The sequence below is a fragment of the Candidatus Methylacidithermus pantelleriae genome (genome assembly GCF_905250085.1).
GTDB classification, from domain to species: domain Bacteria; phylum Verrucomicrobiota; class Verrucomicrobiia; order Methylacidiphilales; family Methylacidiphilaceae; genus Methylacidithermus; species Methylacidithermus pantelleriae.
Genome location: NZ_CAJNOB010000008.1, coordinates 25,941 through 46,739 on the forward strand (window position 1 = coordinate 25,941; position 20,799 = coordinate 46,739).

General features: G+C 52.6%; 17 protein-coding genes. 1 reads left to right on the forward strand and 16 read right to left on the reverse strand.

Translation table 11 applies throughout. The annotated features are described in order from the left end of the window. Positions 1-67 precede the first annotated feature (67 nt). The 10 genes from KK925_RS03410 to KK925_RS03455 form a co-directional block, all read right to left on the reverse strand. The gene (locus KK925_RS03410) at positions 68-1,492 is read right to left on the reverse strand and encodes an O-antigen ligase family protein (protein WP_214096254.1); all 1,425 of its coding nucleotides are present in this window, start codon (positions 1,490-1,492) and stop codon (positions 68-70) included. A gap of 131 nt (positions 1,493-1,623) precedes the next feature. Further along, positions 1,624-2,592, reverse strand: a complete 969-nt coding sequence (locus tag KK925_RS03415) for an NAD-dependent epimerase/dehydratase family protein (protein WP_174582996.1) — start codon at positions 2,590-2,592, stop codon at positions 1,624-1,626. Beyond that, positions 2,589-3,920 (reverse strand): WcaI family glycosyltransferase, encoded by a 1,332-nt coding sequence (locus KK925_RS03420; protein ID WP_174582997.1) that lies wholly within the window; start codon positions 3,918-3,920, stop codon positions 2,589-2,591. Before KK925_RS03420 ends, KK925_RS03415 begins: the two co-directional genes overlap by 4 nt. Before the next feature lie 49 nt (positions 3,921-3,969). Beyond that, positions 3,970-4,797 carry an FkbM family methyltransferase gene (locus tag KK925_RS03425; protein WP_174582998.1) on the reverse strand — a complete coding sequence of 276 codons (828 nt, stop codon included), beginning with the start codon at positions 4,795-4,797 and terminating at the stop codon, positions 3,970-3,972. Positions 4,798-5,388: 591 nt separating this feature from the next. Continuing rightward, positions 5,389-5,628 carry a hypothetical protein gene (locus KK925_RS03430; RefSeq protein ID WP_174582999.1) on the reverse strand — a complete coding sequence of 80 codons (240 nt, stop codon included), beginning with the start codon at positions 5,626-5,628 and terminating at the stop codon, positions 5,389-5,391. Positions 5,629-6,492: 864 nt separating this feature from the next. Next, complete coding sequence (locus KK925_RS03435) at positions 6,493-7,470, reverse strand: class I SAM-dependent methyltransferase (RefSeq protein WP_174583000.1); 978 nt, start codon at positions 7,468-7,470, stop codon at positions 6,493-6,495. A gap of 36 nt (positions 7,471-7,506) precedes the next feature. Further along, positions 7,507-8,448, reverse strand: a complete 942-nt coding sequence (locus KK925_RS03440) for a glycosyltransferase family 2 protein (RefSeq protein WP_174583001.1) — start codon at positions 8,446-8,448, stop codon at positions 7,507-7,509. 18 nt (positions 8,449-8,466) lie between these two features. Beyond that, positions 8,467-8,766: an LbetaH domain-containing protein gene (locus tag KK925_RS03445; protein ID WP_214096255.1), complete on the reverse strand. Its 300-nt coding sequence runs from the start codon at positions 8,764-8,766 to the stop codon at positions 8,467-8,469. Between the two features lie 272 nt (positions 8,767-9,038). Further along, positions 9,039-10,250, reverse strand: coding sequence for a glycosyltransferase (locus KK925_RS03450; RefSeq protein WP_174583002.1), 1,212 nt, complete (start codon positions 10,248-10,250; stop codon positions 9,039-9,041). A 570-nt stretch (positions 10,251-10,820) separates the two neighbouring features. Further along, the gene (locus KK925_RS03455; RefSeq protein WP_174583003.1) at positions 10,821-11,714 is read right to left on the reverse strand and encodes a hypothetical protein; all 894 of its coding nucleotides are present in this window, start codon (positions 11,712-11,714) and stop codon (positions 10,821-10,823) included. A gap of 571 nt (positions 11,715-12,285) precedes the next feature. On the opposite strand from KK925_RS03455, the gene KK925_RS03460 reads away from it, so the two are divergent. Then, on the forward strand, positions 12,286-12,444 hold the full coding sequence (locus tag KK925_RS03460) for a hypothetical protein (protein ID WP_174583004.1): 159 nt from the start codon (positions 12,286-12,288) through the stop codon (positions 12,442-12,444). 213 nt (positions 12,445-12,657) lie between these two features. Here the strand turns inward: KK925_RS03460 and KK925_RS03465 are convergent, their stop codons facing one another. The 6 genes from KK925_RS03465 to KK925_RS03490 all read right to left on the reverse strand — a co-directional run. Next, the gene (locus KK925_RS03465; RefSeq protein WP_174583005.1) at positions 12,658-13,944 is read right to left on the reverse strand and encodes a glycosyltransferase family 4 protein; all 1,287 of its coding nucleotides are present in this window, start codon (positions 13,942-13,944) and stop codon (positions 12,658-12,660) included. Between the two features lie 1,253 nt (positions 13,945-15,197). Then, on the reverse strand, positions 15,198-16,406 hold the full coding sequence (locus KK925_RS03470; protein ID WP_174583006.1) for a glycosyltransferase family 4 protein: 1,209 nt from the start codon (positions 16,404-16,406) through the stop codon (positions 15,198-15,200). A gap of 707 nt (positions 16,407-17,113) precedes the next feature. Then, positions 17,114-17,386, reverse strand: a complete 273-nt coding sequence (locus tag KK925_RS03475; protein WP_214096256.1) for a hypothetical protein — start codon at positions 17,384-17,386, stop codon at positions 17,114-17,116. A gap of 610 nt (positions 17,387-17,996) precedes the next feature. Next, the gene (locus KK925_RS03480) at positions 17,997-18,134 is read right to left on the reverse strand and encodes a hypothetical protein (protein ID WP_174583007.1); all 138 of its coding nucleotides are present in this window, start codon (positions 18,132-18,134) and stop codon (positions 17,997-17,999) included. A gap of 868 nt (positions 18,135-19,002) precedes the next feature. After that, on the reverse strand, positions 19,003-20,349 hold the full coding sequence (locus KK925_RS03485; RefSeq protein WP_174583008.1) for a hypothetical protein: 1,347 nt from the start codon (positions 20,347-20,349) through the stop codon (positions 19,003-19,005). Positions 20,350-20,426: 77 nt separating this feature from the next. Further along, a partial coding sequence (locus KK925_RS03490) for a hypothetical protein (protein ID WP_214096257.1) occupies positions 20,427-20,799 on the reverse strand: 373 nt, incomplete at its 5' end.

The following is a 20,799-nucleotide window of genomic DNA, read 5'->3' on the forward strand; positions in this document are numbered from 1 at the left end:
TTGAATAGAGCCAAAACTCGACGTCCAAGCCTTCGGGTGACCCCAGCCCGTCCGAAGAACCTTTTCTTTATCCCAAAGTATTTTCCTTATTTGAATGAATCGCTCTTAAACAAGAGACACCACTGGCCGAAAAGGACCCGTTACTTACAAAATAATGATGAGATTTACCTTCTTTGAAGAAGCTCCATCCAGCACCCAAGAGAAGAGCAATATACAATTGGATCGCAGGAATTTGAAAAGGAAAGTCGAAAAAAGCATGGATCGAAACCCCAAAGAGGGAGAGGATAATACCCCAACATACTTTTGAGCCTGACCGAAGGAACCTATGCACCCAGCCAACAAGCCCGCCCGCGTACCACACAACCCAAACAATGAACCCCACCCACCCCCATTCAATAATCGTCTGAAGGTAATCCTCATGTGCTGTTTCCCAACGAAAGCCAGCCAGGCTACCAAGCCTTCCGAATTTGATTAACCCGAATACAGCTTCAAATGTTCCTGGTCCAAATCCCCAAAGGCCCGCCTTGCGAACAAGAAAAAGACAGGCTCTCCAAGCTGCTACTCGGCCGGGATCCCAAAGAGACTGATGACGTTTCCAGGCTAAATCCCCGATTCCTGGGGAAACCAAAAGACCGATCCCAAGCACAAGGCCAAGGCTAGCCCCGTAAACAATCCATGAAAAGCCACGGCCAAGAATCAACCGCTCTCCGTGGCACTGACAAAGCCGGGCAATGATTGGGTAGAGCCCCCATCCCATCCAAAGCACTGCTGCAATGACAAGCGAACCCATCGACGCATTTACCAGAAGTCCGACAACCAAGATTAGCCAGGTGCAAGACCAGAAGGCGCGACCCAACCACCCGCCCGGTTTTCCCAAGTGACGAAGAAGCTGGGCAAAGCAGGGGGGCCAAACCACGTTCAGAAATGCCCCCGCTGCACCGTGATAACGAAAAAAACCAAACTCGGTTCCGATTTCGTTTCTCCTCCAGAGCCAAACAAGAAACGGATCCCGAAAAAGCCTGCCCCCTATCCCCACTAAACTCACAACACCCCCGACAACTGCCATCCACAAAACCAGCCGTTCGCGCTCTTGATCCGGTAGAAACAAATCGCAACTTACAACGGACAGTCCCATGACAACTGTTACCCATCGCATCGTGTCGACCGACATCCCCGCATCAGCCGTCCCGGGGACCCAAGGACAAGCCTTGGCCACTGGAAGAATCACGTGAAGGTACGGCACGTACGTCCCCTCCGGATTCGCGGCTATGGCCCAGCCCTGAAGAAGAAGAAACCCAGCACTCCCCCCAAGCAAAAAGGGAATCCTCGGAAGCCTTCCGGCCCAAAGATACTCCGCTACCCTAACCAGGCAGGTCCCTGCACCCAACACAACAAGGATCGTTTTCCACGGTTCTCGTGTCGAACTGTAAAGACACGGACCTGCTACCATCGTCAGGAAAAGCAACCCCAAGGTAACTCTTGAATTCCTCACACCACAATTCCCCTTTTCCGCAAACACGAAACGCTCCTCCCCTCACGCTCCATCTTAAACGATCCCAACCGACTTCCCACCATAATACACACCTCTCATGAAATCACCCGTCGCACCTTCCCCTATTCTTCCTACCGTGCCAACCCCCTCCGCGACAGCTCCGCGTAAATCCACCGATACGTTTTCTCTAAGCCCACTTCCAAGCGCGTAGTTGGCTCCCAACCTAGCACTGCCCGTAAACGGCTATTATCGCTATTGCGTCCCCGAACCCCCTGAGGTTTATCGGCCTCAAACACAAGTTTGACCTCCTTCCCGGAAATATCCGCAACCATTTTCGCAAGTTCCGCTATGCAAACCATTCGGTCGCTCCCGAGATTGATCGGCTCCTGCCATTGCGACCGCATAATCCTAACAATCCCCTCCACACAATCGTCCACATAAAGAAATGATCGGGTTTGTTTCCCATCCCCCCATACTTCCACAACACCCCTTGGTTCCGCCATGGCAACCTTCCGGCACAAGGCAGCCGGAGCCTTTTCCCGTCCCCCTTCGTAAGTACCTAATGGTCCAAAAACATTATGAAACCTTGCCACACGTATTTTTAACTCCGTCTCTTCTCCATAATATTGATAAAGCTTTTCTGAGAAAAGTTTTTCCCAACCATACCCTTCCTCCGGCTCAGCAGGATAGGCATCTTCCTCCTTCAACGGCCGAATGTCCTCCTCCCTCTGACGGTATGCCGGATACACACATGCTGAAGAGGAAAAAAATACCCTCTCCACACCATTGTGGAACGCCGCCTCCAAGACGTGAGCATTAATCAAAACATTGTTCCGCGCCACCTCCCTTCGGTAACGTGAAATGTACCCAATTCCTCCCATATCCGCCGCCAGCTGGTACACTTCCTCAATACCCTGGGTAACTTTCCTGCACACAGCCTCATCCCGCAGATCATTGATCCAAAATTCATCCGCTTTGCTCGGCTCGAACTCCGGTCGTTTAAGATCTACACCCCGGACCCACTCCCCTCTTTCCTTTAAGTAGTTCACTAAGTGATGTCCAATGAATCCACCGGCGCCTGCCACTAAGATCCGTCTCATGATTGCCCTCCCTTTTTACTAGCTCTCTTCCCAGTCTTCCGCCGTTTCCCCAGTCGTTCAATGGTATCGCAAAATGCTTCTAACATTTTCTCCTTCTCCCAGTGGGCGTAAGCATAGAGCGCACCATTCTTTCCCGCCTCTTCGACCATAGCTGCGTTTTGCCTCAGTTCCCTCACCTTTGAGACGAGCGTTTCGCCCCTTTCCGGCTCCACGACCCAACCGCCGCCCGATTCCCTTAGAACACGAGCCACCTCACTTTCATCATTGACAGACGCAACAATCGGCTTCCCTGCACCCATAAGCACCCGTGTCTTGGACGGAAACACGAAATCTAATACCTCCCTGCGCTGGCAAATGAGACAGACATCAGCGGCTGATAAAAACTCATAAAATCGTCTTCGCGGCAAAACGGGGTAGAATCGCACGTTTGTCAAGCCAAGCGTTTGGGCTTTTCGTTCCAGCGCTCTTCGAGCGGCTCCATCCCCCACCAGAACCCAAAGGCTCGGGTCGATTTGTTCATCTTGCTGCGCCGCCGTTAAAACGACGTCCAGGCCCTGCTTAACACCCATATTGCCCACATGCATTACAACAAATCGCCCGCCCCACCCTTCCTGCTTGCGAACCTGGAGTCCCCTTTCCCTAGAAACCGAACGACGAAGTTCCGGATCTAACCAATCCGAAAAAACTCCGAGCCGCTCCTCACTAATCCCTTTCCTCGCAATCCGGTCTTTCATCCCTTTACTCACACTCGACACAAGCGCCGCTTCTCGGTAGCACGCCAATGCAATCCTCTCCAAAACTTCTACGAACCTTCTTGAGCCGAGCATTCCCAGTTCTTTTGCCGTGTCTGGCTGAAGATCCGTCACGTGCAATACATATGGCACTCCCCACAGCCTGCTCAGACTTTTGGCTAGCATAGCCAGGATCAGCGGCGGGGAAATCACAAAAAGAAGATCTGGCCTTCCGGCTCCCAACATACCAAGCGCCGCCATGATCCCAAACGAAGTTTCATGCAAGATTCGTTTCACCGTTGTCGGATCTCCCGGAACATATAATGGCACGCGGAGGATAGTAACTCCATTGCGCGATTCACGATAACATATTCCTGCTTTATACGGAGGTTGAATGCGCCAGTAAGGATAGTAGGGCGGGGCGGTCACTATGAACACTTCATGCCCTCTCGCCGCAAGATATTCGCACTTTCCAACCGTATAGGGCGCAATTCCTGTTTCCTCCGGCCAGTAATTAATCCCAAGAAAAACGATCTTCACCAGCCACGCTCCCACCAGCGGCTCAGTGTACTTCTGGATCTTGTAACAAAAGCGCACAACCCGGGTCCCGCTTTGAAAACCTTCCTTCCCAAGGGTGTCGCACTAATTAGGTTACCTGAAAAAAAAGCCGGTTCTGGAGAAAGTTTCCCGCGGGAAAGTGTGGTTCAGACACTCCCCACTCTGCATCGGCAAACCCACTTTCAACAATTTTATGCCAAAGATACTTCGAACTCGTACCAGCCGCTACAAGACAACTTTCGTTAAACTCACAGATGACTGCTTTGATCCTCTTCTGACGGATAAGTCTCTGGGCTCCCTCCCACGCTTGCTGCTCGCTTCCCTCAATATCCAGCTTTAAAAGGTGGATAACCTCAATCCCGCATTCCTCCGCGATGTCGTCCAGCGGCCGCACCGGGACTTTCGAAACAAACGTTTCGCCACGAAAAAAACTTGGAGCGTAATTGGTATCATCATCTAAAAACAAGCTAGCTTCGCCTCGCTTGCTACCTACGGCAACTGGGAGCGGATGGATCCATGATAGATCATTTTTGCTCACCCACTTCGACAGTTTCTCAAAAAGCGTAGGGGCAGGTTCGATAGCAATGACCCGGCCTTGGCGACCCACCGTCTTAGCCGCAGCTAACGAAAAAAATCCCACGTGCGCTCCCACGTCCACAAAAGTGTCTCCAGGTCGTAAGATGGCCTTAAGCCAGCCCAACTCTTCGATCCCGTAGACACCATAGAAAATCCACCGCTGCACAAACTCACTAAGGTCAAGTTCTATCCATGAGCCAAAAATTCTTTCGCAAACGATTCCACGCCTCCCGACCAGCCGGTCTAGCACGCGCACCTTCCCCCTGAATTGAAGACCACGGAGCCCTCGCACAATGGTTCTGGCCCAAACCGGGGGACTCTTATCCAGTACCTCCCGCATGCGACGGCCTCCTAATCTGCCATACGAACCCAGGGCCTCCCCTCCCAATCACCCGCCTTCTCGCCTTGGTTGCGATCGTTCTTCACCCACTGCAACCGCTCATCGTGCCTCGTGGCACAACGAGTAGTTCCAATTCGACGGGCGGTTCTGGGCAGACGCAGGAAGAGAAGGATCAAAGACGGTAAGAAAAGGCTGGTCGAGCCTACTGCTACCAATAGAGGGAATGAGCCGTGAACTTGTCACCTTCGCTTAGGACAAGGTCATTTCTTGGCAATACCTACACGGAAAAGGTGCGGGTAAACATTAGGAATGCGTTTCCACAAACGTTGGACCCTGTACGCAAAACAGGCACACTGGCACGGGTCCTCTATCTTGGAATCTTTCCTGATCCGGAAACTTCGAAAAACCTATGACAGGATACATCCCTACCGAAGACCCGTTCGCCTGTTTGGCTCACGCCGTACGTAGAGACCGTCGGGCTTCCGTACCAGAAAGCGTCTCCAACAAGCTCAAACGCACCCTTGGCCTCTCAAAACCGGCAATCCTCGGGATCGAGTCCCCAGCCTGGCCTCCGTTCCAAGCGTTCCCACCTTATAGAAGAGCCAACCCCAAGTCGTCCCCCTTTGCACGACCTCGATGGGCTCCCCATCCGTGAACGACGGCTATCGACCAGCTTTGGCGCCCAACCGACGTAGCGGCCCGGGGACCACTTCGATGCGAGGTTGCCGCGTGTTCTATACTCCCCAGCACAAACACCCAGCCAAGCCGAACGTACGCAACCACTTGCTCGTCCAAGCACAGTCCACTAAACCATTGTAACTTTCTTCCCAAACTTCCGTTTTTCTTCCCCGCCTAAGGCAGCTCACAAACATCCTTCAGGCGCATGCCATCGTTGTGTCTCCTTCGTCGTGTCCCGGTTATTCCTCGGAACCACTCTCTGGCTTTTGCCCTCACCACCTTCTCGGACTCTCTTTCCTTCTCTCCTATCCCTTTGCGTTCGTCTTTTCTTTGGCCTTCCATCTAACTTCCACTTCGCATCCTCTTTACTTCTCCTCTAAGTCCGCTCGACACCCACCCCTCTTCAGGTAACCGTACAACACTTTCATCTCCTTTTCGTTTCCGCCACTGTTCTTTTCTCATGAGAGTTTCTTGTGATCTTTCGCCAAAAGCCTCTTCACTCATCGGGTAGGTCCATTCCCCTCTCTTGCTTGCATAGGTGTACATTGTAGTCGCATCTACACTCCCGTGTTATCTTCCTAAACCCCCATTTCCCACGCCAACTTCCTCAGTTCCCAAAAAAGACTTCCCATCCGCCTCCCACATATCCCTCCTCAACCGTCACATTGTCTTCATGATCTAGATGAGTCTTCTCGCAAAGAAACCACCATGCCACAGTATCGGTTTCGCGTCCCGGTGGCTCGAAACACCCCTGGATCCCCAGTAAGTGGCATACCAACAATATGACGCAGGGTAGATCCTTAAGCGTCCCCTGCCCCCAGTACGTTTTCCCGAAACTTCCGAAAAGTCTGCCCCTCCCCACCTAAGCCCCAACGCACCCCATCATCCTCCGCCACTGACCGGCGCAAAGCATTGCCAAAAGCGTCGGTCCCGCCCGACCAGGGCGCATAAATGATTATGACACCATCATCCCTCGATCAGTTTCACAGAAAACATCCGACCGGCTTCCAACGTCTCTCAGTATTGAAAAGACCCAAGACCCTTTTTACGTTCGCGCTGCGGCGTTTCCGAAGACACCTTTTTCGGCAAGCGTTCTTCCCCCTGGCTATACAACCCTTCGACCGACTTTGTCCTGCGAGCCCAAAGGGCAAAGCGGTTCACTAAACCCAGAGATTCTCCCACACGCTGTTCCCATTTCCCTGGCGTACTAAAGTACCGGTACATCTCCCACTCAAATCCGCTGCGTTCTAAGATTGTCACAATCTTCTCCTCATCGACCCCCCACCGGACTCCATGGTACTCTACCCAATCCTCTGGTGTGTCACGAAAGATCCCACACTTCCGCCGCAACCACCGAAACGCTCCCCCCACCGGGTCCGGCTGACTGACCCGCCACATCGCGTAGAGAAGGTCGTCCATTATCGTACTCGTCCAACCCAGCCTCGGACGCCACAAGGGGTCCTCAAAGGTTATGACTTGCCCTCCCTTCCCTACCAGACCGAGGAAGCTCTCTACGAGCAAAAGGTAATCTGGAACATGATGTAGAAAAGCACTGACTGCTACGACATCATACGTCTTTTGGAGCTCCTTCAGTCGCACAACCCACTCGCTTGCGTCTCCTTCGATCAGTGTTAACCTTTCCTGAAAGCGTTTGCACCTTTCTCCAAGTTGTTCCAATCGCCGTTGACTTATGTCAATAGCCGTCACCCGAGCGCCCCTTTCTAACCAGCTAAGCGTCATCGAACCCTCACCTGCACCAAGATCCAATAACTCCCAGTCGTTTCTTTTCTTTTCCGGCAGGTGAGCTTGGACCCTTTGCCACAACGCCAACCATACTCGCTTCGGACCCTCTTGGCGAATGTGAAACGCGCCTACAATATACCTCTCACGGTCCAGCCTCTCATAGGCCTCCCGGTTGGCTTTGGCTACTTTTTCGGCGACCTTCACGTTTTCTCTTTCTCCGCCCTTCTCGTAGCACTCACTCCTTTCTGTCATCTCTTTTATGCCGTCTTTCTAAAACACCGATCTTCTTCAGCGCGATCCTATCTTCTCTTCGACAGCCGCAACGCTCAGTTCCTCTTTTCCCACTCTATCTCTCTGTACGTTCCCACCCAACGACCACTCATACAGTTTCCCATGCACAATCAAAATGTAAAAGGCGCGCAAAAGGCAAGCAAGGAGCCCAGCCTTGCCCTCCAGGATCCCTAATCGAAAAAGATAGTGGTAGACAAACCACCAAAGCGGTTCTCCTGGAAGCCGAATCGCCACAAGCTTCCAAAACCTCCGTACCTCTTGGCAATTCCCCATAACGTTCGGCTTGATTCGTTCCAGTCCGTACTGGCCCGATTGCCGGTATCGTTGCCTTACTTTGGCCTCCCATGCAGCGTACCGCAAATGTCGTTCTACATAAGCGTCCAATCCCTTCCAGTCATCATGAACCAAAGGGACCAAAAGCCTCCCCACCATCCCGTCCACCACCAGTCTCTCATGCACCTCTACATCCATCCCGCTCGGATCATCTTCAAGCAGCCTCTCGAATCGCGCCTTCCCTCTTCGAAAAAGAACCACCGCTTGAAAAGAAAAACCACCAAACCGAAAACGCTTTCCTAAGAAGTGAAATTCTTTTTTCGCAGCAAACGCCACGTATCGCCCTGGGTACCGGACGCGGTACGAGATTTCTAGCCATAGCTCATGAGTCACAATCTCGTCCGCATCTACCAGAAGAACCCAATCGGTCTTAATATCGCCGTGATCGAGAACCCACTGTCGCTTCTTTGGATATCCACCTTGATAAACAAACGTCACCACCTCGGCACCCAGTCTTTGAGCTAACTCCGGGGTTCCATCCGTACTTTGCGAGTCAACAACAAGAACCCGCTGCGCAGGTTCGAGACTCCGCAAGCATTTTTCGATGTTCGCCGCCTCGTTTCGGGACGGCACAACCACCGTCACTGGCACACTTCTTTTCTCCATTCCTTCTCGCCGCTCCCGCTAGGCGATAACCCTAACTCTCTTCTTAGCTGGACGCGCAGGGACACCCACATACACTGTCCAGGGATCCAGGTGTTTCGTAGCAACGGATCCCAAACCTAGCACCGCTCCTTCTCCCACCTTAACTCCTGGTAAAATGCATGCCTTGGCGCAAATCCACGAGTAGGCACCCAGCTCGACCGGAGCCGTCACAATCGGAAAATCTTTTCTATTATAATCATGCGAAGCAGTGCAAACGTATGCGTACTCGGAAATGATGGCATGGCTTCTCACAATCACCCAATCTGCATTATAAATCACGGCTTCGTCTCCTATGCACGAAACCTCCTCACAGATCAGTCGCCAAGGCGCCCAAATTTTCGCCCTTGGATAAATCCTCGCGCTCGGCGCAACCTTCGCCCCAAAAATGCGCAGTAAGAACCTCCGCCAACCGTGTGATATCCGAGGCGACGTCTGAAAAAACAAAGCGTATACGATACCCCAAGCTAGACGCGTTGCCCGATGCCAGAAAGGGTAGTATGCTTCTAGGTATGGATCCCAACATCGGTGGGAGTTAACCAAATCGGCTTCACTCACGTTCTCACAACCACTGTTGGGCACAACGTCTTACCATTGGATTTCCCATTCCCCGTAAGCCCGCGAACGATTCCAAGGAGAAACTCAGCTGCCCGCCTAATCCAGAAACGATTTTCGAAGCACCTCCTGGCCTTTTCCGCATATTGGACTCGTTTCACCTGAGGAATTTGGATCCACGCTTGCAGCGAACCAGTAAGAGACCGCAACTCGTCGTCGCACACCATCCCTGCGCCATCGCTTTCGATTTCTCTCCAAATGTTGATGCTTTTTGTGATGAGTACCGGCACGCCGCAGGCAAGAGCCTCGGCTACGACGCGGCCAAAGTTTTCTTGATGGGAAGGAAGAACGAGAAGCTCACTCGCACGGATCGCCCGCCACTTCCATTCTCCATACAACGGTCCTGCCCACACGATTCTGTCCCCAACTCGCTTGTCTTTGGCAAAACGTTCGAGGAAATTTCGCCAGCCTCCTTCATCGGGACCAACGAAAAGAAGCCAAACATTGGGATCAAGATGTCGAACTTGGGAAAAAGCTTCGATCAAAAGATCGCAACCCTTCTTTGGGTGAATCCTACCCAGAAATAACCAAATTTTTTTCTCCTTGAGGTTCGGAAATTTTTGAGCGAATGCTGCAGCGTCGCCTGCTTTTGCTGGGCCAGGGTCGGGTACGCCATAGGGAATCACAAGATCCCTCCAACCATTATATCCAAAAGACTCGCGGCCCAGTCTGCGCTCCTCTTCACACGTAAAAAGCACCCCGGAGGCTTCCCGAAGGATTCTCGCCTCGAAAAGATGCCAGTAAACCCATTTTTTCAAATGTTTGGCCGGATACGCCTTCCGAAACCAAGGGTCAAGCATGCCATGAGGATAGACAAAATATGGAACGCGCTTCCGCAGACCTAGCCAAGTACCCAGCATCCAATAGCCCCACAGACCGTGGATGAAAACAGCGTCATAGTTTGGTGCCTTTGCCCTTACCCATGACACTAAATTCCCTGTATACCGATACTTTCCTAGAGCAGGCCCAAGCTGATAAACGGTCAACCCAGCCCCCGTGCCCCAATCAGCCCCTGGGCGATCCAGTGTTAGGATCTCCGCGTCCACGCCGAGAGAGCGAAACTCTCGTGCCATGGCCACGCACGCCTCCGGAGGGCCTCCTCCCGAGGGGTCCAGTGACCCAATAACAGAAAGAATCCTTGGAAACCTCAACTCACCATCTCTCTCAGCATGCCGATGAGGGCCTTTTTCTGTTCCCGACAAGAGCCCGTGCCGCAGCCCCAGTAGGTCTGTTACCTCGGAATCATCCAGGACACAGGTTCCTTTAATGCCCAACCTCCCACTAACAACCTTTTCCTTGCTCTCATTTTGCTAACAAACTCCCCATAAGAAGGCCAGCCTCACGTGACAGATTCGCAACTACTACCACTGGCAGTTCTCTTTTTCGAAAAACTCGGTGTCACTAGCTCTGACCGCAAGAGTTCTCTCTCCGCTCCTACAGCTCACCCTCACGAAGGTCTACAGACGGCCCCGCTCCCTGTCGTTGCCTAAAGCACTCTGGGCGCCCTCAAATTCGCGCATCTCCCGAAACCCCCCTTCCGGGCAACCCCGCAGCCCGATCAGCTGCTGCCTTCTAGCCTAAAAATCCTTCTCGATCCCTCCACGGCTCCTCCCTCTAACACAAGAGCCATGTCCCAGGTCTCAAGCAGTCTTTTTTCGGAAACCGCTTCCGTTCTTCTTCCGCTCCGCTTTTTGCCTTTTTTTCCGAAACAACCACTCAAGTTAAAAGATCTCTGTGTACCCGACGAAACCCTGCAACGTGAAAGCCGTCACGCCTGGCCCTGGCGTGGCCCCCACGTAGAGATCGATTCCCTCGTCCGGAAACGCAGGCACTGAAATCCATTTCGTGACTCTCCCCGCAAAAACATTTCCATTCATGTCCATCCCCGGAAACACCGCAACCGGATTGTTCATCGAGTTGGGGAGCGTGGCAGTGGTATTCGAGAAAAATCTCGGTACTCCCCAGCAGTTGAAGATTGTACATACCGTGCTGTTCAGAGTAAAATCCGTCCCATTGGAGACATCGGCCACATACTGCCATTCCAAACCATCGCCTCCCCCAAAATTCGTCCGTGCCTCACCAGCATGTCGAACCGTGAAATCCCACGAGCTCATCGAGCCTCCTGTTATTGAAGCCGCCGTAAACATCAATTGCACAATGTATCCTTGCGCAAGAGTCCCTGGACCATTCGTATGGATCCTCGTCTGGCTGCGACCCGACGTCCCCGTTAGGCTAAAAGGAGTGTATAAAAGCGTCCCTAAGATTGGACCCACCGCCGGCCGCTGTTTCAGAAACGAAATGACTGCAACGTTAGGCACGTTCGAAGTGTTGATTTGATGAATAAGAATTTCGATCGTCGTTCCCAGAAAATAGTTACAAAATACAAAAGTTTTTATACCTGGATCTACCTGGGGATAATACCCTGAGAGATCAAGGAAAACCGTTCCCGCGTCGATGCTGCTACGGATATCAAAGCGCACGACTCGGTTGCTGTTCCACAAAATCCACGGATAGACATCTTGGACGACAATCGTAACCCGATTTCCTGGCACCAAGTCATTCGCATCTAGATAAACAGTTACCTGATCCCTGTCTGGTGTGACAACTTGATTCATCTTTTTGTTCTTTGTTTTTCACCGGCTCTCGACGAGCCAATCATTCTAATTAGGAATAGCCCCCTAAGAAGCGTCCTTTCGTGAAAAGCCAATGCCACAAACAAAACACGTCACGGAATGCTAGCCTTTAGGTTTGAGAGCACTTTCGAAGATGTGCATTACCTTTGCAGGCTCCAGAACCCTCCACCCTAGCGATCCGCACCAGCCGCCTCCGAGAACCCCGGGGAATCTCAGGGAGGGTTTTTTACTCGATCGAACATCCTTCCGGTGCCTATACACGCCATGAGGGGTGCCTCCTATGAACTTGAACCCCGGAATCACTCTTGTCCGTCCGATTTGTCGTCGAGAGGACCTCCACGGGTGGTTTTTCGTCAGACTTCACGGCCCAGGAGGTCCCTTGCAAAACGATACATGCTGTCGATTCATTTCCTTGTGTTCGAACTACGCCACGTAATTGGCCCAGGCGTTTCCAACTCTTTGGCTCATGATCCCATCGAGCAAGATGCCGACGCGCAGCATGGCTCCCCATCTTTAGGAGCTCCCCCGGTGCATCTAAAGGCCATATCATGCGATGAAAACTCGAGCTGTCGCCGTGGTTATGAATCACAAATCTCCGTGGACCAGCTTCCGGTTGCACACGTACTTCGCCGAGCGGTTACAACCCACTCTTCTGAGGCACATCCCACTTCTTGGTGGAATTGATTTATGGCGTCTTCCCTATACCCAGTAACCCATTCGATCCTCAGCCAATGGCCGATCGATCGCCAGGACGAATTCCTCCGCCCGTCCGTTCCAAACCAATTCGCCCTTTTTGGCCTTTGGGACGGCACCAGATTCAACCGGAGCTTCCTTAGGGCAGCCCCCAGGTCCCCGAGAGCACCCACTCGCCAGCTTCCTAGGTCTTCGCCGATCGGCACCCAGCCATGCATCGCTTTCCCTCGATTCACCTGCTTGATCCCATCATTCCATCCGTGCTATCGCCATGACCTGCACAGCTGTATTCGTGAGCCAGCTCTCGAAGCCTCTCCCAAGCCGTCTTCTTTCGAAGAAGCCAAAGCATAGCCTTTGCGCACATGTTTTCCACGTTTTCTACTTTCCTACCCCCGACGGTGTTTTTCTCTCTCATTGACATCCAAAGCTCCTCGTACACGCCCAGGTATTCAGCCACCATTCGTGATACCGAAAAACGCCTTGCATTGGCCAGGCCAGCCAGGATCCGTTTTCGCTTGCTCGTTTCGTCTTCATTCAGCAGGGCAACCACCTTCCGGGCACTTCCCTTCACATCATCCGGATTAATGTATACCGCTGCCTCCCCTCCAATCTCTGTCATCGGAGGCCGATCCGTGGTAACCACCCGACAACCGCATGCCTGCGCCTCTAGAATAGGCCATCCAAATCCTTCATAGAGCGAAGGAAAGAGCAGCAGCTCAGCCTCGTGATACAAAAGACACAGATCTCTATCGGAAAGCCATCCCACATCCCGCGCCCATCCGTCACGGAACACCGGATGCCGAAAACCGTAAACCTCCCCCGCTCTCTCTCCTGCAAACACAAGTAGTGGAGGATCTGGGACAAGCCCCCTCAACGCCTGGTAGATATCTAGACACCGATCCCGTCCCTTGTACCAAACGTTCGCTCCTACATGCACGATATACCTTCCCCCTATTTCCCTTCGCCAGCGTTCTGTGTCATCTCTCCCTGCTCTCGTCTCTTCCGCTACTTCCCAAACCGCAGGGTCCACGCACAAAGGTATCACCCGACTCCGCAGCCTCGCCGATTGCCCACAAACCTCCTCCAAGTCCAACGCTGTTGACTCCGACACGCACGCCCGAAACTCGCACCGCCTCAACCCGCTGGCAATCACCCTCTGTAAAAGCCGCCCCTTCCATCCAACCCTTTTCCCATCAAAGAACCCCATCGCGCTTTTCACCGCAATAAGATCATGCACCGTCACGACCACCGGCCGTCTCCTCAGAATCCAGTAATACACCGCATTCGAGTGATCACAGATATGACAAATGGTTTCCTCTGGCCTTCTTCCGATCCTCTTCAATATCCTTTTCAACGCCAAAGGAAACAAAAGATATTTATCCACATAGGATAGCCACTTCCCCACCTTTCCCCTATCATTGATAGCACCAATGATTTTCCTTGGCCGAATTGTGATTATTTCCCAATCGCTCTCTTCCCATGACAGTCCTCCCTCCAAAATCCTCCGAAACCGATCCATACTTCCCTTTTCACCCTCGTAGTTACCAATGAGAACAACCGTTCTCTTCTTATTTATCCGAGGGCGCTCACACTCGGACCTCGTACCCACTTCCACCCGAGGTCGCACGAACCGATCTGCAGAAGCACTTGCCATGTACCGGCTTCCATCCTCACCTGCTCTAGACATCGGAAAGATTCCAACTGTTTTCATCGCTCCGACTCACTGTACGAGCCTAGACTTTTTCTTTACCAGTGAAACAGGCTTTCTACCCGATAGGCTTCTCAGATTCGTATCATTACACATTTTCCGAGCAGAGAATAGGATACGGTAACCTAGACCATTTTTCGGTCTCAACAAACCGGGCGAACCAAAGAGGGCCTTTTTCCCGATCGAGGGTTTTCCATCCGGTGACTTACCGCTCTTCCGGAACGGTTATAGGCGTTCGCTCCGGCGATCCGAACAAGGGAAACACTTTCCCTACGCATCGCACATGTCGCCTTATATACAACCAGGAAAATCCACCAATAACACCGCTTCGATAGCTTGGAGCCCCTAGGCCAAATGGTATGGTTGACGGACGAATCAGCGAGGTACGAAACGAACCGATGGGCCTTTCGCCTCTGGCGATAAACCGGCGATCAAGCCATCTGGGTTCAACCCTGTTCTAGATACGGGTCCCCAAAGTACACCGGTGCTGTAACCCCTCCGTTTGCATCCCGCGGCCGCCTTCTTACCGAATCCACCATCGACTTCAGGCTCGATCGCCTGACCACCGAAAAGCGGTGTGCTAAGAAAAGCACCAACCGCGGAAGCAACGTCCGTGGTCATAATTCGGAAAAGAAAACGATCATTGAGAATAGCTCGAGGATGCCAAAACAGAGAATGAGGACCCATTTTCCTCAACGATCCTCCTGTGCTCCATGTTTTGGTCCCATCCTTACAATCGAGCTTACCTAACTCCATACAAGAGCGCTCAAGTCGTGGCCTTTTCCACTTTCGTGGGCCCCACGTCAAACCCAGAAGCACATATCTTCTTTTCCGAGCAACCACCCACCAAGTGCCCCGGGTCCACTTTTGAAACCGAGCACGATCTATTCGGTCGGATTCCGCGGGAGACCCTTGGACCAACGACCGCTACCGATCCCACGCACCCGGATCTTGAGAAGCAATAACCCTCTCCGCCCCATGACGCTAGCCGGCAACCATCACCAGTCTACCCTCGAACACCCTTTCAACCATCCTCCCAATTACCTTCTGCCCTCTCCAATCCCTCACACCTCCCCCGCAACCTTTTCTTTTCGCCCCACTGCCGCAAGACACGCCTTGATAATGCCATCGGCACAAACTCTGGGAGTGTACCGATTCACAATCTCCCGACTCACTTCTCCCATCCGCGCCCTCAGCGCCGGATCTCCCAATACCCTGTCGATCGCCTTGGCCAGAAACACCGGGTCTCCCGCTGGAACTACAAATCCGTTCTCCCCTTCCAAGACTAGATCCGGTGCACATCCGACTCTCTCCGTAACAATGATTGGCAAACCAAAGTTCATCGCCTCATTCACCACGAGTCCCCACGTTTCTCCCCACCGAGAAGGCAATACCAATACATCCCCGATGCAATACGCCTTGCCTATCTCCTTTTGATTCAGAAAGCCGACCATTACGACACGCTTTAAGCCGTTCTGGCGCACGTACTCCGTCACCGCCCTCCGCAATGGCCCGTCACCCACCAATAGCAACCATGCTTTCTCCTTTATCTTTGCGTATGCTTCCAATAAGCCCAAAGGGTCTTTCTTGGGAACCAACTTTCCACAAAACAAGATTACAGGCAAACCATCGGTAATCCCAAACTCCTGCTTCCAACGCTTCTTACTCTTGCCAAGCGCTTGATCTTGTTCACGAAAAAACTCGTTATCCACACAGTGGGGAGCTGCGAATAATCTCTCTTTGTTTACCCCATAGTGGAGAAAATACTTTTTATTCAGCTGCCCCACGTAAAGACCCCAACACCGCCTGAAGAACACCGGCAAAACTCTCTCCTTCAGCCATCCCACCAACGGCGGTCTTGGGTCCACCAGGTTGGAGTCCATTCGAAGTAGCACTGGCCTCTTCCGGCCCCAAGCCAATAAGCCTGCGAGTAGGTGTGTTACATACGTGTATCCGTGAATCCACACGACATCAAAGGAAGTTTCCTGCAATTCCCGAATGACATCCCACCTTGGAAACTCAAAAAAGGGGTCCGGTGGAGGCTTCCCATACCCATACTTCGAAAAGCGATAGGCGTATCCGTTTAGAAGGGGAATGTCCCATTTCACTTTGCGGCAAAACCCGGGATCGAAGCAAGAGGTTACGGAAGCGTCCGAATAAAAGTATACTCTAAGCTCGACCTCCCTCCTGTTAGCAATCTCCTTATATACGGGCGCAAAATACTGGATTGGATGAGACACAAGATGAGCGATCCGAATGCACCGAGCTGGCATGAGCTTGACCTTACTTCTCTTTTATGGAATCGTGTCCTGTCCGAGGCATTCTCCCGACCCCGGGCTTGGTCATGCAAAAAAACCAGCGCCTCTGAAACACCTGGTGAAGCTGGACTGTTTTGTCTTTTGCTTCCCAACCACGTAGCTCCGAAATAGCCAAGCGGTGCAAGCGCAACTGGTGATCGCTTTGATCTTCCAAGGATCTAACCACGCTGCCCTTCCGGTTTAGAGATTTGCTTAAGGGTTTTACCGCAAGACATAGAAGCCACGGCTCCGCATCGCATGTAAGTGCCGCGCTGGGCCACAAGGGCAATGGAATCTCCAAGCAGACCCTGGGAAGCAACCACCAATGTGTGTAAGATCCCCGGGGTACCTTGTCCCAGTCGCTCGAGGAAGCGTCTCCGTATTGGGAACCACCAGAAATACCAGGGGGAGGATATGATCGATCACCGCCGAAAACCCAGAAAAAGAATTAAGGCCAGCCCCAATCGGTCCGCGGCCCCAGGCGTGGTAAAACCTGACCCGGATACCAGCTCCGGTTTCCCAAGGTTGAGATTGGGTACCAAGTTCAAACACCTTTTCCCTGTATCGCGTGAGACCGACGAGAACACCTTTCCACGCGGGCTCAAGGATTGTCTGGCCAGGAAATTCCCATCGTCAACCTACCCCCACCAGCCGACCCATTGACGACATCACATGCAGGCGGATCACAATCCCAATCGATCCAACGTACACGGCAGCTGAACTACGCTCGAATAGACCCTTGCTCGAGGTGCTACTCGATACATCCTCCGTCTCCTTCTCGCCAATCGGAGGATAAAGGAACTAGCAAGGCGTGCCCAGCTATTCGATCGACTTACCCCCCCATAAGATCTTTTTGCTAGACTCAACACAACGAACTGCGCCCAATAGGGCTTCGCAATCGCACCGAAAAAAAGAAGACCCGAGCAGTACCTCCCAACACAAATCAGAAGAGCCACATACGCCCTGCGTTCGACTCAGGGCATATCGTATGAACCCGATGCTTTTAGAAAAACTCGCCATGAGCCACGCCCCGCGCTCGGCACCGGAAGGAAAAGTCAACCTGACAGGAGAGGACCTTCCAAGACTGGTCCTTACGAAACAAAGCGACTTCGTCCCTGACGATCCCCCAACCGAACGCCACACTATTGTTGCTGTCTCTCCCAGAAGCCACGCGCTTTTCTTCCTTCCTACGCGACCCACCCGAGAAGCTACCGCTAAACCCACCTTCCCGATATCCCACCCGCGCGCCTGAGCGCGTCTCGCCAATGCCCCCAGAACGCTCCTCCCTCCTCCTCGCTACTGACATTGAGCCCACGCATTGCACACTTATCCTCAGTTATCCCCTACCGCGTCACACCTTGCCTCTCCCATTCCCCACCACCGCCAAGGCGGTTCCCAGCTTTCCACCGTTCCCATAAACAAAAACCCCATCTCTTTGCCACGCGGTTTTACCTATCCAGACCCGCTCGCCATTCCATAAGACCGTCCCAGTCCACCTCCCCTCGTTCCCCGTAGGTACCTTATAACACCCCTCTCACCTCAAAGCTCCAACTCACACATTCTCATTCACGCCCTTCGAGGCGATCCCTTTCCTCCAATCCCACTCCTCCCATCCTCCATGATACCCTTTTCCAGCCGCTCTTCCACATATGTCCAAAGAAGCTCCTCCGCATGCAGGATCATCGGCCATAGGGTCGTTCCCATCTTGACTCCTATCTACAACCACGCCACTCATTGCCTTGACCCTTTGCAGCCAGTTCCCAATCAACACACAAGTGATCCTCCCTCAGATACCTTTTCAGCTTGCAGCCACCCTCGCGCAGCCATTCCACGCTCCACACATCTATCTCATCCATGTCCACCCATACAACAACAAGAGGCGCGTTAGGAACCTGCGATAAGACTCCCAACCCCAGTTGAGACGATCACGCCCTTTTTTCACACATAGCGTAGTAAGATAAGACCCTTGTGCTCCCATCTTCGTATAAGGCCTCCCCACGACACCCATTCCTTCCTCCTCGAACCTCCCAGGGCAAGCCATTCTTTCATGGCCATCCCACAACACGAAGACTTGCCCTAGCTACCGGCCACTCACCACCGCTCACGTCCAAAGCCCTCACATCCTCACTCCACTCGTCAGGCTCGTTTCCAGCTGCCCACGAGCCAACCTCAACTTCATCCAATCCGAGTCGCCTCTGGCGCGTCACACGCCATATCGACAAGAGAAAGATGCGTAGAAACACCCCGCAAGAGTAGCTACTACCCGTCTACTCGCTCTTCGCCAGGAACAAAAAGGCACTAACCCATTCGACTCCAAGCCCGATCCCACTACTTAAGAAGGTCCCGTGCAAGCTCTTGACCGTCCCGCTCCCAGCCGGCACTCGGTTGGACTTCGTGCAGCTATTTACTGACAAAAACCTTCCTGCCATTCCACCCATTTGAGACCTGCTTTACTCCACATCCCATCCAGGCCAACCACGCTTAGCCTCCTCCGATAACGACGATCCCGCCTCCCGCGCACTCACCAACCCCAAAAAGTAACCCACTCGGAACCAATCCCGATGGCGCCGTTTTAAAAAAAAACCTCCACCGATACTCCCCCTTGCCAGTCTTCCACAACCGCAGGAATTTCAAATTGTGACCACCGGATAAAGACGCGCAATTTGTACCGATCTTCGAAACTGTAGGCGAGTTCAGGCCACGCTCCAAATACGCGAGCTTGAGCAGTTAGCAGAGGAAGACTCCGGTTCGTGGTAAAGTAGGACAGTTCCTGTGCGATCCCATAGACGCTTGCCATCCATCGCTCTGACAGTTTCCAGCCTAACCGGATTTCACCGCCGGTTACGATAAAATCTTGCGAACCAAAAAGAAGCGAGGGATCAAAGTCTCGGTAACCCCGAAAGTCTAGCAGGATCTTTTCGGTTGGGACATAGCGGCACCCAAGGCTAAACACACCAATGGTCTTTTGCACCCCGCCAGTCGTCGCCAAAAAAGCAACTCCACCACCTGCAGTTAGGGAAGTCTTTGGCCCATATTGGTAGACGATTCTCCCACCCACGGTTTGCCAATCTTGTTGTGGGTTGGCCACCTGATGAAGCACTCCTGCTCGACCGTATATGCCGATCTGAGTTTTGGCAAAGGCCTGGTAGAGAACCCCGCCTCCGATTCTTTCTTTTTTAACGTCAGGAATCCCCGAATCAAAATTATAGATCTCGTACGCACCATCCCAATCCAGTCGAATTCGTGGAGTGATATCATAAGTGGTACGGACCATGATGGGCATGTACTCGGCGTGCGTGGTCACAAGCCTTAAAACTTCTGGAAGAGCAACGACCGGAAGCGGTGCTACGGCAAAGGTAGACAAATCCTGAACCCCTAGGAGATATTTCTGATAGCCTCCAGAGAGTTCGAATCGCAATTTTTCTGTAATCCATGCTCCATTTAACAGGACCGAACGGTTGAAGTAATCGAGGTCTCCGTGATCCCAGTAGAGAACTCCCCCTGGAGCGGCCAGTAAAGACAAGTAGGTTCGTTTTTTTTCCCTGGTATCTCCTAGACCAAGAAGAAAGCCCCCGTTTACCCTCGTTACAAAATCGCCTACCAGGTCGCGAAATCGGCCAAAGATGTTACTGTCATAGTAGGTATCAACTTGAAGGTCGCAATCCAGGTTAAGCCAATCGACTCGCAGGAGACTTTGTGCTTTCTGAAACTCGGAAGATTCTCTGGTTATTGGTAGTGGTCCTTCCGTAGAACCTAGCCCTGGGACGGCCTCAGTGGTCGTGCTTAGATCCAAAGGGCTAGCCCGCTGAAGCGGCCCGAAGAAGTAGAACGCGAGCGCAAAGAGGGAAGAAATCCTCCAGGGTCTCAAAAGGAGATACCCAAAATTCCTCTGCCAGGCTTCTTGCCCGTTCTCCCGCATCCTGGGTGCTGCTAGAATCTCTCCACGGAACCAGCCAATTAGTTTGCCTCAGTAGCGAACGGGCTCTTGGGGTTTTTTCATTTACGCCCAAGGAGAGACCGGTAGCACGCCTCAAGATAACGACCGAGTTCGCCCCACGAGAACGTTTTCGCCGTCCTTACAATGCCATCGTGTATACCGTCCTTCCCAGGAGTTCCGGCTTTTGGGAACTGTTCTACCGTTGTCGTGTTGCGCCGATATCCCCTATAGCCATAGTAATAGGCTCCGGAATAACCCGTGTAGCGGTCAAGATCCAGCGGGCGAAATCCATTGGCCAAAAGAACAACCTCCCGAGCACCACTCCGGAAAAGATTCTCGATTCCCCGTAGGGTTGTCGTTCGGGGTGTTTCGTGCATGCGTACTGTAAAACAGACAAGATCCACATAGGAGACCATTGCCATCGTGTGACCG

Coding starts and splice junctions, on each gene's coding strand:
- KK925_RS03415 (WP_174582996.1), bottom strand. CDS start 2,592: ATGAGACGGATCTTAGTGGCAGGCGCCGGTGGATTCATTGGACATCAC.
- KK925_RS03425 (WP_174582998.1), bottom strand. CDS start 4,797: ATGCGGGAGGTACTGGATAAGAGTCCCCCGGTTTGGGCCAGAACCATT.
- KK925_RS03435 (WP_174583000.1), bottom strand. CDS start 7,470: ATGACAGAAAGGAGTGAGTGCTACGAGAAGGGCGGAGAAAGAGAAAAC.
- KK925_RS03440 (WP_174583001.1), bottom strand. CDS start 8,448: ATGGAGAAAAGAAGTGTGCCAGTGACGGTGGTTGTGCCGTCCCGAAAC.
- KK925_RS03455 (WP_174583003.1), bottom strand. CDS start 11,714: ATGAATCAAGTTGTCACACCAGACAGGGATCAGGTAACTGTTTATCTA.
- KK925_RS03460 (WP_174583004.1), top strand. CDS start 12,286: ATGAAAACTCGAGCTGTCGCCGTGGTTATGAATCACAAATCTCCGTGG.
- KK925_RS03465 (WP_174583005.1), bottom strand. CDS start 13,944: ATGGATCGGTTTCGGAGGATTTTGGAGGGAGGACTGTCATGGGAAGAG.
- KK925_RS03470 (WP_174583006.1), bottom strand. CDS start 16,406: ATGCCAGCTCGGTGCATTCGGATCGCTCATCTTGTGTCTCATCCAATC.
- KK925_RS03480 (WP_174583007.1), bottom strand. CDS start 18,134: ATGGGAACGACCCTATGGCCGATGATCCTGCATGCGGAGGAGCTTCTT.
- KK925_RS03485 (WP_174583008.1), bottom strand. CDS start 20,349: ATGCGGGAGAACGGGCAAGAAGCCTGGCAGAGGAATTTTGGGTATCTC.